This window comes from Paenibacillus planticolens (assembly GCF_013141725.1).
Lineage (GTDB): Bacteria > Bacillota > Bacilli > Paenibacillales > NBRC-103111 > Paenibacillus_E > Paenibacillus_E planticolens.
Genome location: NZ_WHNZ01000030.1, coordinates 1 through 10,364, shown reverse-complemented (window position 1 = coordinate 10,364; position 10,364 = coordinate 1). Strand labels below are relative to the sequence as shown.

General features: G+C 46.3%; 9 protein-coding genes. 3 read left to right on the top strand and 6 right to left on the bottom strand.

The window, feature by feature from the left end; all coding sequences use genetic code 11:
- Positions 1-102: 102 nt before the first annotated feature.
- From GC097_RS14640 to GC097_RS14615, 6 genes are all read right to left on the bottom strand, one after another.
- A complete protein-coding gene (locus GC097_RS14640) occupies positions 103-852 on the bottom strand; it encodes a class I SAM-dependent methyltransferase (protein WP_216625776.1) in 750 nt (249 codons plus the stop codon).
- Positions 853-1,012: 160 nt separating this feature from the next.
- Positions 1,013-1,888: a carbohydrate ABC transporter permease gene (locus GC097_RS14635; RefSeq protein WP_171684044.1), complete on the bottom strand. Its 876-nt coding sequence runs from the start codon at positions 1,886-1,888 to the stop codon at positions 1,013-1,015.
- Between the two features lie 15 nt (positions 1,889-1,903).
- Entirely contained in the window at positions 1,904-2,833 is a 930-nt protein-coding gene (locus tag GC097_RS14630; protein ID WP_171684043.1) for an ABC transporter permease, read from the bottom strand.
- Between the two features lie 72 nt (positions 2,834-2,905).
- Complete coding sequence (locus tag GC097_RS14625) at positions 2,906-4,564, bottom strand: type 2 periplasmic-binding domain-containing protein (protein WP_171684042.1); 1,659 nt, start codon at positions 4,562-4,564, stop codon at positions 2,906-2,908.
- Positions 4,565-4,871: 307 nt separating this feature from the next.
- Positions 4,872-7,241, bottom strand: a complete 2,370-nt coding sequence (locus tag GC097_RS14620) for a helix-turn-helix domain-containing protein (RefSeq protein WP_171684041.1) — start codon at positions 7,239-7,241, stop codon at positions 4,872-4,874.
- Positions 7,242-7,385: 144 nt separating this feature from the next.
- Positions 7,386-8,711 carry an MFS transporter gene (locus GC097_RS14615; RefSeq protein ID WP_376768388.1) on the bottom strand — a complete coding sequence of 442 codons (1,326 nt, stop codon included), beginning with the start codon at positions 8,709-8,711 and terminating at the stop codon, positions 7,386-7,388.
- 96 nt (positions 8,712-8,807) lie between these two features.
- Between GC097_RS14615 and GC097_RS14610 the strand changes: the two genes are divergently transcribed.
- The 3 genes from GC097_RS14610 to GC097_RS14600 all read left to right on the top strand — a co-directional run bounded on the left by GC097_RS14610 (position 8,808) and on the right by GC097_RS14600 (position 10,316).
- Entirely contained in the window at positions 8,808-9,041 is a 234-nt protein-coding gene (locus tag GC097_RS14610) for a cold-inducible protein YdjO-related protein (protein ID WP_171684039.1), read from the top strand.
- A gap of 118 nt (positions 9,042-9,159) precedes the next feature.
- The gene (locus GC097_RS14605; RefSeq protein WP_171684038.1) at positions 9,160-9,603 is read left to right on the top strand and encodes a DUF2663 family protein; all 444 of its coding nucleotides are present in this window, start codon (positions 9,160-9,162) and stop codon (positions 9,601-9,603) included.
- Positions 9,604-9,629: 26 nt separating this feature from the next.
- A complete protein-coding gene (locus tag GC097_RS14600) occupies positions 9,630-10,316 on the top strand; it encodes a carbohydrate-binding family 9-like protein (protein WP_171684037.1) in 687 nt (228 codons plus the stop codon).
- Positions 10,317-10,364: the final 48 nt, after the last annotated feature.

The following is a 10,364-nucleotide window of genomic DNA, read 5'->3' as shown; positions in this document are numbered from 1 at the left end:
ATGTTTTGAATAGTCGAGTGATGGCGAGGCATTTTGGCCGATGGTTTCAAGGTATGATGCAAATTCGAAAACATGATAAGAAATCATTATATAACGTAAAAATTACTTCTTTCTTTGGCGGCGTGAAGCTGGTTTGACGAATTTAACAGGCTTACGGATACGGGCAGCGGCAGTTGAAGCGGGGAATAACATATCTGGTTCCAAGGAGGCGGCATCCTCCGCAATCGCCGGTGCAGACTGTCTTAACGATTCGGTCCAGATAGGCTCACGATACTTCTGGTTGCTCATCCAAATCCATTCGTCGACAGAGAGCTCCTTCTTAACGACGACGAAATGATACATAATTTCACTCACGACATTCGGCTGAAGCTGTACTAATAAGTCTAATTCGTCCTGCTGGTACAATGGGCTGGTAAAGGGAGATTCATAGAAAAACTCCATTTTCAGGAGACGGAAATCAAACGGTATACAGTTACCGGTATAAATGGGGACAGGTGGGCAATGGGGACTGCCCGGCGGTTGATGGAAATGAGGCGTGAAATACCGGGGCGTGTACTCATCAAACTTTTGCTTGAGATAGGGATTCGACATATGGCGAAAATGATGGGCGTACGGGGAGAGGATGCAGACGATCGCTTTGTGGACACAAATCCGGTACAGCTCGGACATGACGGCGAGGAGATCGTTGACATAAGGCAGACTGCGGCTTGCCATAACAAACTCGACGGACTGATCGGGCAGCGGAATGCCGTCATTGATATCGCAAGCCATGTCCACTTCAGGGCCTCCCAGACGATCTATTCCAAAAAAATGCTTATGCTTATGCTCGCCGCACCCTAGATCAACAAACATGAAGGCCCCTCCTGTCAAATGAGCAACACTGTCCTATAGTGTATGGTCAAGTTTCCTTAGAGAAACTGCTTCTGCCTACAACGTCCAAAAGCAAGCAAAAAAAGAAAAAAACGCCGCAGCCTCAAGGAAGAGGTTGGCGGCGAATTCATTCTCAGCGAGCTTACCCTTTGACTGCGCCAATCATGACGCCTTTGACGAAATACTTTTGCACGAAAGGGTACAAAATGAGAATCGGTACGGAAGCGACCATGATCGTGGCATATTTGATGGTTTCCCCAATTTGAAATTGATCGGCTGCATTGGCGCCGGTTGTCATGGTATCGGTATTATTCGCAATAAGAATTTCCCTTATGGTGAGCTGAAGCGGGTAGAGATCACGATCTTTCAGGAAAATGGAGGAATAGAACCAACCATTCCATTTTTCAACGGCATAATAAAGAATCATGACGGCAATGACAGGCATGGAGAGCGGGATGATGATGCGGAACAGGATGACAAAATGATTGGCCCCGTCCATTTTTGCAGATTCCTCAAGGCTTTCAGGCACGGCCATAAAGGCTGTACGCATAATAATCAGATTAAAGGTGTTCACGGCAAAAGGCAGAATCGTCGCCCAAAGGGAATCAATTAAACCTACGCCTTTGACCACAAGGTAAAGCGGGATGAGGCCGCCACTGAAAAACATCGTAATGACGACAATGAAAATAAACACATTGTTCCACATGACATTTTTGCGTGAAAGGACATAAGCGCCTAGTGAGGTGACGATTAGGTTCGTTGTAACACCGAATGTCAGGATGAACAGCGTATTCCGGTAACCTTTGAGAATCGCAGGGTTATTAAAAACGTTTTTGTATGCTTCGAGGCTGAAGCCCAAGGGCTTATACAGAAATCCTTTGTGGGTAATCAACTGCCCAGCATCGCTTATGGAAGCGAAGGTAACGTAGAGAAGCGGATACAACGTAACGACAACAAGCAAGAGCAATAAAACGTGGATGATCGTAGTAAACGCTTTATCTGAGTAGCTGGTTTTCACTTCAGTCCCTCCTTCTTACCATAAGCTGCTTTGACTTACTTTTTTACTAATTTTATTTGCGGCAATAAGCAAGGCCAGATTGATGACGGAATTGAACAAGCCGACGGCGGAGGAGTAGCTCCAACCGAATTCAATCAATCCTTTTCGATACACGAAGGAGGAAATGACGTCAGCCGTATCGTAGGTGCTCGGATTATACAGCAAAATAATTTTCTCGAAGCCAACATTTAATAAATTCCCCATCCGCAGAATGAACATGATGGCGATCGTGGGGAGAATACCCGGCAGGGTAATATGCCAGACTTGCTTCAGCTTGCTGGCCCCGTCCATTTTCGCCGCTTCGTACTGCTCCTGATCAATCCCCATGAGAGCAGCTAAATAAATGATGGACTCCCACCCGATTTTCTGCCATATTTCCGATAAAATATAGATCGTCCGGAACAGCTCCGGTTTCTGCAGCATCGCCGTATCGCTGGCGCCAAAATGAGTCAAGAAGTTATTGATTAATCCGCCATTATTCGTAAAATCTTTGATCATCCCGGCAATCACGATCAGTGAGATGAAATAGGGCATGTACGTGACCGTTTGCACGAAACGCTGAAATTTTTTGTTCGTCAGCTCATTGATCAGAATCGCCAAAATGATAGGAGCCGGAAACTCAAAGCAAAGCGAGTATAGCGAGATAATGACGGTATTTTTGAGAATTCGCCAGAAATAGTAGGAGCTGAAGAAATCGTTGAAGTGCTGGAAGCCGACCCAAGAGCTGCCCAAAATACCTTTATTGGGGGTATACTCCTTGAAGGCAATCAGAGCTCCATACATCGGTGCATAATGGAAGACAATGTAGTAGACCAATACGGGAACCATCATCAAGTATAAATATTTATTGAGCAGAAAATCGCGTTTGAAGCGTACTTGGAACGTTGCTTGCCCATCTTTGCGCATGAAATCTCTCCTTTCGCCGCGATTTTCTTGAGAAGAGGGAGCGCGGGTGATGCCCTCCCTCTGGTGTGTTAGTTATCTTTTGTTATAACGGTCCAAGGATGCTTTTTTGATTTCAAGCGCGCGGCTCAGCTTAACGGACTTGAATTTTTCTTGATATTTCTCAAAAGAGTCTACAGGCTCTGTGCCCAGGATGATTTTGAGCGTCATTTCATCGACCAATGTGTTGAGGTCCGTCATGATTTTGGCAAGCTCTGTGCTTTCTTCCGGTGTAGCTGTGATCGGCGGCAATTTGTACTTATCTACATTTGTTTTGGACCAAGTCGAAACGGCGTCACGTTGGGTTTGCAAGGCCAAATATTGCTCGATGTAACGCTTGTCTTGTACGAAAGGACCGTTGTAATTACCGCGGATGTAAAGAGACATCGATTGCGCCGGAGCCAGTTTGTCCGGATTTTTCATGAGCAGATCGGTGTATTTCGGATAATTGTTCTCCATTTTGTAGGAAACGTCTTCGGTTCCGAAGTTGAAGAACATATGGCCTGCGTCGGAATAGCCATAGTCAAGCAGCTTGGCCGCCGTTTCGATGTTTTTGGACGAAGCTGTGATGGCAACCATTCCGCCAGGCGAGAATGACGGATCTTTCTGGCCATACATGGCGATGTCGCCTTTTTTGAGCACCGGATACGGCGCTCCGACGAGCACACCCTTCGGATCTTTCGCTGTGATCAAAGGTTGGAATTTGCCGATACCGCCGCCGGCATTGCCGACTGTCACACCGGTTGCTCCCGAAGCCATGTTGGCATCCAAAGCTTTGCTGTCTGCCGTTGCAAAGTTTTTATCGATCAGCCCTTCTTCATACCATTTGTGCAGCGTGGCGAGGAAGTCTTTGTAGCCTTTTTCAGCCGGACCAAACTTAATGGTGCCATTATCCGTGTAGAAATCCCGCGTCACGCCATAAGCTCCGGCGAAGGCTCCGTTTGCCAATTCGTTGAATGGTCTGGGTACGCTGACAACAGAGAATGCGGCTGTAGCGCCTTTTTTCTCTTTAAAGGCTTTGAGTGTGGTGTACCAATCGTCCATCGTTTCAGGAACAGGCAGACCTAGATCGTCCAGCCAATCTTTTCTGACAATCGGACCTTGGTAGACACGCAGATAATCATCGCCGCGAATGAAAGGGAAGGAATAGTAGCTTCCATTATCGGTTTTCACTTGTTTATCGATTTCCGGATGTTCTTTGAGGTATTTCTTCAAGTTCGGCGCAAATTTATCTATCGAATCATTTAGTTTCAAAATGTAGCCGTCTTTGATTGCTTTTTCAGGACCGCCGGGGAAGGCTCCCTGCCAGTCAAACTCGATCATATCCGGGAGGTCGCCGGAGGCTAGCAAAACGTTCAATGCTTGCTGTCCTTGATTCGTAGGAGGCGCAAGGAATTTCAATGGAACGCCGGTCTTTTTCTGCCAATCTTGGAAGAAAGGAACGTCAGCGTGAGCAGCTTTAACGCCTGTCAGGTTACCGGGCAGTTCGCCCCAGTACGTTAACGTTTTGTCCGATTTCAGCGGATACGTGACTGGTGCCGCTGCTGCCGGAGCTGTCGCTGCCCCAGCAGTTGCTTTCGGACTGGCGCTGGTTGGCGTACTCGGCGTACCGGATGACGAACAAGCAACCGTCAAGCTTCCCATTAACGATGTAGCGACAAGCACGGTGAACATCTTTTTTCTGTTTTTTTGCATCGGTTGACCTCCTAAGAGTTTTTCGCCAGAAAAACTGGCTTCGAAAGCGTTACTGAGTTTTTCGCCAGAAAAACTGGCTTTGAAAGCGTTGCTGTGTTGCCGTTTGTCACACCTTCACTATATGACAGCGCTTACATTCTAACTATCTGCAAATTGTCCAATTGCATCTCGAATTGTTGCGAGAATGCTCTACAAAATCTCCAATTGGGTCTTCAAAATAGCCAAAATGAGGTTTATGGACTTGGCGCTGAGCACCTCGAGCGAACCCGGGAAAAGCAAAGGACAGCCCAAAGGCTGCCCGAAGCAGTTACTTTTCTATCAGTTCCTTGTATTTCCCCGGTGTGATGCCTTCGACTTTTTTGAAGACGCGGATGAAGGCATTAATATCGTTGAACCCGACCCCGTATGCGGCATCGCCGACCGATTGCTCCTGTTTTCTCAGCAACTGCTTGGATTTGTCGATCCTGACTTTATTGATGCGATCCAGCAGTCCCTCACCTGCATAATCTTTGAACAGCTTCGACAAATAGGTGGCTTTGCGGTCAAAATGGCTGCCAATCAAAGTCACATTCAAGTTCGCATCGGAATAATTGTCCTCAATAAAAGCAGAAATTTCTTCCACGAGCTGCTGCAGCGCTTTTTGCCGTGTTTGCGAGATGGCGGCCTGCCGTTTGGCTGCGGTGTAGGCACAGATTTGCACGAGCATTTCGTTCAAATACTGATTCATTTCTTGGACGGTTTTACTGCTTAATAACCGATCGATGAGTTTGGGATTGCGGACAAAGAAGCTTTCTTGAATATCGCCGGTTTCACTGATGCTTTTCATCATCGTGGTGATCAAGATAAGCATCAGACATTTGGTTAAGGAAACGGAAATTCCGCGGATTTCAAAATTTTTGTTCATAATCTCGGCAAGGATTCTCTGAGCTTCCTCCAGTTCACCGGATTTGACGGCGTACATGAACTGTTGTTCAACCTGCATCGGGTAATAATAGCCGGAAGCCGGCTCGCATACCCGGTTAGCTTGCAAATCGTCGTAAGCGAGAATCTCCCGCCCTCCCATAACTAGCTTATAGGCCATGGCATCGAGTGCTTCCAAGAAGGCTTGAGGGATACTTGAAATTTGCTCATAAATACTGCTGATCGAAATCGTAAGATGAATGTCGTAAGTAGCTGCGAGGAAAGATTGCGTTTCTTCGGCGATGAGCAGCAGCTCGTCCTTGCCGTTAACGCCATCTTCCGGCGTTAAATTGACTAAGCACGCAAGCGAGTCGTCAATCTCCGTCGCATAACCGCGATGCCGCTTCGAAAGCAGCTCCTCCACGACATTCATAATGATGAAATGAAGCAGCTTCCATTTATCCTCATCAGATGTGTGGGTAATCCGTTCGAAGAACGGCGCGCTTGTATCGACGACGAGCAGCATGACGGCAAAATCTTTCTGATCCAGCTTCATATCAAAGCTTGTTAAGGCTTCGGCGATCGGTATGCGGCGGTCGAGTTTGCCTTTCAGGAGCTTTTCAATGAAGTGTGAACGGACCATATGACGCTGCTGCTCCATTTTGCTCTTAAAATCGGCCATTTCCAGCAAGGTGCTGTCGACGGCTTCTTGAATAAAATGAAACTCGTTGTAGCGCTGGCCCGAGGCTAAGGCTTGCTTTTTGGAAAAAGCATGAACCAAACGCCGGACAGGATTATAGTTCCTTCGTAAAAAGAAGAAAGTGAGAATACCGCCGCCAAGCAGTGAAATTCCCATGCTCATATAGGTTAGATTACGGATGTGAGCGGCCTTTTGCCAAAAAATCGTACTCGGCATGATCGAAACGTATTTTAATTTGGAACGGGGGGACTGAATGTTAAAAACCTCGTATTTCTCACCGCTGGAGCCGGAAAAATAGAAGTTCGGCGCAGTCTCGAGTTTGTCATAAGGAAAATCGCCCGGAAGCGCGTTAGCAGAATTGGAAGCCAGAATTTGATTCTCATTATTTAAAATAAAGACGTGGCCTCTATTGCAAATTTCCATGTTTTGAATGGCGCCAAGGATACGTGATTGATCGACCATGATCACATTCGTGGCGAGAGGTTGATTATGCTCAACAGGATAAGTGCTAATATAGGCAACTGTTTTGCGCAGCTTATTATCGTCGCCGATCCGGGCCATCGGAATAAAACCTTTGAAATTGGTACGATTCACAATGTCCTGCCAGGCGGAGAAGGAGAAATCATCGCTCATATGCAAGGTTTGATAGGCAAAAGCGCTTGGCCTAACCGTCGTCGGAAGAATTACAGATTGATCTTTAAACAAATAGACATAGAAAGAGTCAATCAGCGGATAGGAGGTTTTGTATATCGATAGATTGCGAGCGATTTGAGAAATATCATATCGGTATTCTTTGGGGAAAGCTTCGTACTTATTTGAATAGAGCAGTTCCTGCATATTCACGTTCCAGGTGATTTCGAAATTCAGCTGCTCCATGGCTTTGAACTGATTGTCCATCACCTCGCGAACCTGTTTCAATAAGGAATCGTTGGCTTGCTGAATTTCCTCTTTCAGCGTTCTGCTGGATTCCACATACAGTAATAAGCCGATTACGACAGGTAAAAGGAGAATAACGATGTAGGAGATCATCCACGTTAAGACAATACTTTGTCCATTAAAGATGATTTTATTTTTCATATAGCAATCTCCTCACAATCAAAATCGGACCTAGAAACGAGTTCAAAAATGATTTTATGTATGCGCTCTCATTTTATTGTATTTCCTTTCCATCGCAGAAGTCAACGACAGAAAAGAATCATTTTATGAGTAAGATTGCTAGATTTATTGGGATTCCTCAACGGGTTTGAACCGGTTTTTTCCGAAAAAGAAATAGAATAAATAGGAGATGACGGTATAGACTACAGCTGTGATGCAGAAGGCATACGCATAGCCATAGTAGGGGCCGTGACGAAAAACGAGGCCAGTACTCACCGGAGCCGCCAAGAACCAGCCGAGATTGAAAACGGCTTCTCCTGAAGAGGAGGCTAGTCCGCGCAGCGAGCGGTCGACATAGCTCATTTTGACCGAATTGTAAAAAGGATTCGCCGCATTCATCAGTGCCTGACGGAACAAATACCCGCCGGAGGACAAATAGAAATTTGCCGAGAAAGCAGTCAAGAGAAGGAAAGGGATGGAGCACAATTGCAAATATACAACGGATTTGACTTCCCCAAATCTCTTCACAATCATAGGCCCGATCAGGAAAGCGATCGCCGTAGCGCCTTGGCCTAAAGCAACAACAATACCGATGGCGGACTTTGAAGCTTCAAACCGATCCTCGAAATACACATTTAAATACGGAACAATCATGCCCCCGCCGATCGAGGACAGCAATCCCAACAGACAAAAAATAGCGATGACTTGAAGGGAGGTTTTGTGTGCCCGCCACGTATGCTTGATGTTGAGTGATTGTTTCTCGGGTTGTATTTCCTGCTCGCTCTTTTCGAATAAAGCGATAGGAATGATGCCAAGCGCGGCAATGGCGACTCCAATCAATAAAGTAAAACGCAAACTTAGAATTTCCTCAAGTCCGATCATGAATTGAAAAAAGTCGCACAGCACGCCGCCGAGCGCAATGCCAACGACGTTGGCAATCATCACTAGCGCCATATTGAAGCTGAACAAATGCACACGCTGCTGCGGAGTGGAATTGTTGGCCATAAAAGGCAGAATCGTCGCCGAAACAACGGCAAGCGCCATGCCTCCGAAGAAAGATGAAACCAACATGCCTCCTTCGGCTTCAAATAAAGAACGCACAGTCAAAGCGATAATAGTAAAAACCAGACCAAACGTAATGACGCGTTTTGGCCCGAACCGGTCGTTCATCATACCAGCCGGGATAAGAATAATGGCGGCAGCCAGTGCCGTCATGCCAACGATGCTGCCGACCGTCGTTTGCTCATAGCCTAGACTTTTCACATAAAGATTATAAACGAGTCCGAACATGCCCAATCCTAAGTTCCAAACAAAGTTAAACCAAAAGAACAGCAAAATATTACGACTGTATCCCTGAAACTGAGACTTCCATTCTCGAAGCAAATTTGTCATGCTAGATTCCTGCCTTTGTATTGTGTGTCTAATTTGTAGCCGCTTTTCCCATTCTACCATCGGTAAATAATTTTGAATACGGGAAAGACTTGATATTAAATGGGATCTGTATAATAATAAGTAGTCTAATCTACGAAACAGGGAGAACATGCTGAAATGTCTACATCAACGAGTACCGTTACGGAAGAACAGAAACCAGAAGTCGAACAGATTGAAATTTGGAAATGTAAAGAGTCAGATTGTAAAGCATGGGTTCGCAAAGAATTCGTTACGGAAGCTTTACCAACTTGTCCTCTATGCAAAAATCCGATGATCCGCAGTTACAAGCATGTGCCTGTGACAGCGAAAAAAGGAAACAAAAAGTTCCTAGTAGGAAAAAAGCGTTTCTAACATGAATATTCAAAGACCAAAGCATCTTCGACCACGCTCTATGAGTGATGCTTTCGGTCTTTTTTTCTTGCAAGATTCGTTGTGATCCAGCATACGATGGTAGTGAGGGGGAGTGCCGATGAAGCAGCCTGAACTAAATCTAAGCGACGATACGATGAAATTGTTGGAAAAGCTGAAAGATAGAAAGAAAGATTGGGACAAGCTTAAGAGGACTCAAGTCATATTTATCGTGCTAACCGGCGTGTTGATTCTATATTTTACCTTTACTTTCTATCAAAAAGTGCTGCTAGTTTCAGGCGGCAATGCCTTAGCCATTCTTAATTTGCTGACTTCGAACAAGCTATTATCGGGATCGCTGCTGGCTTCTATCTCTTTTTTCATGTTTACACGAAACCGGGTGGCGCGAATTGAAAAAGCGAAATCCAAATATGAGAATTTAAGAATGGAAGCGATCGACAAACTGGATGCATCCTGGTTAAAAGACGTCAAGTCCGAGGCGCGCGATCAAATCTCTAGCTTTTTAGATAAAGAACATGATATTAATATTGTGTATAAAAGCTAATAGCAAAGCGAGGAGCAAGGGCCAGGATGAGATACGAATGCCGATTTATAAACGCTGCAGAAGGTCATCTTCCATGGGAGGAAATGGCTGCAGGAACGCTGGTTGAAGTTGTAACCGGAGGCAAGCCGCGTTTGGAGACGCGTTTCCGTGCTTGCTGGACGGAGGATGTTCTGCATGTGCGTTTTGAATGTGAGGACGATCATGTCGTGGCGACGATGGAGCGGCGTGACGATCCGATCTATGAGGAGGATGTCGTGGAAGTGTTCCTCGATCCCATCGGCACAGGCAGAATCTACTATGAATTCGAGCTTAGCCCGAAGGGCGTGGAATTCGACGCTTTGATCCGCAATAGCCTCGATGGAAATAAAGAGGTGGATGTGGCTTGGGACGCCAAGGGCCTGACGACTTCGGTTGCCGATGGCGAAGCCGGGTGGAAGCATTACGAGCTGCGGATTCCTTTTGCCGATTTGTTGGCTGAGGGCGGGGAGGAGCGCGAGCTGGGGCGAGAGCGGGAGCTGGAGCTGGGGCGAATGCAGGAGCTGGAGCGAGAGCGGATGCGAGTCCCTCGGCACGGCGCCGAGTGGGGGTGGAACCTGTATCGGATTGATGACGATATGGCAGGTAATCGGCATTACTGGGCGTGGTCACCTACCGGTAAAGTGAATTTTCATATTCCGCAGCGTTTTGGAACGCTAGTGTTTGTAAAAGAATAGAAACAAGAGACTGCATTGGTTTGCAAAGACCAAATTGGCATTCTCTTG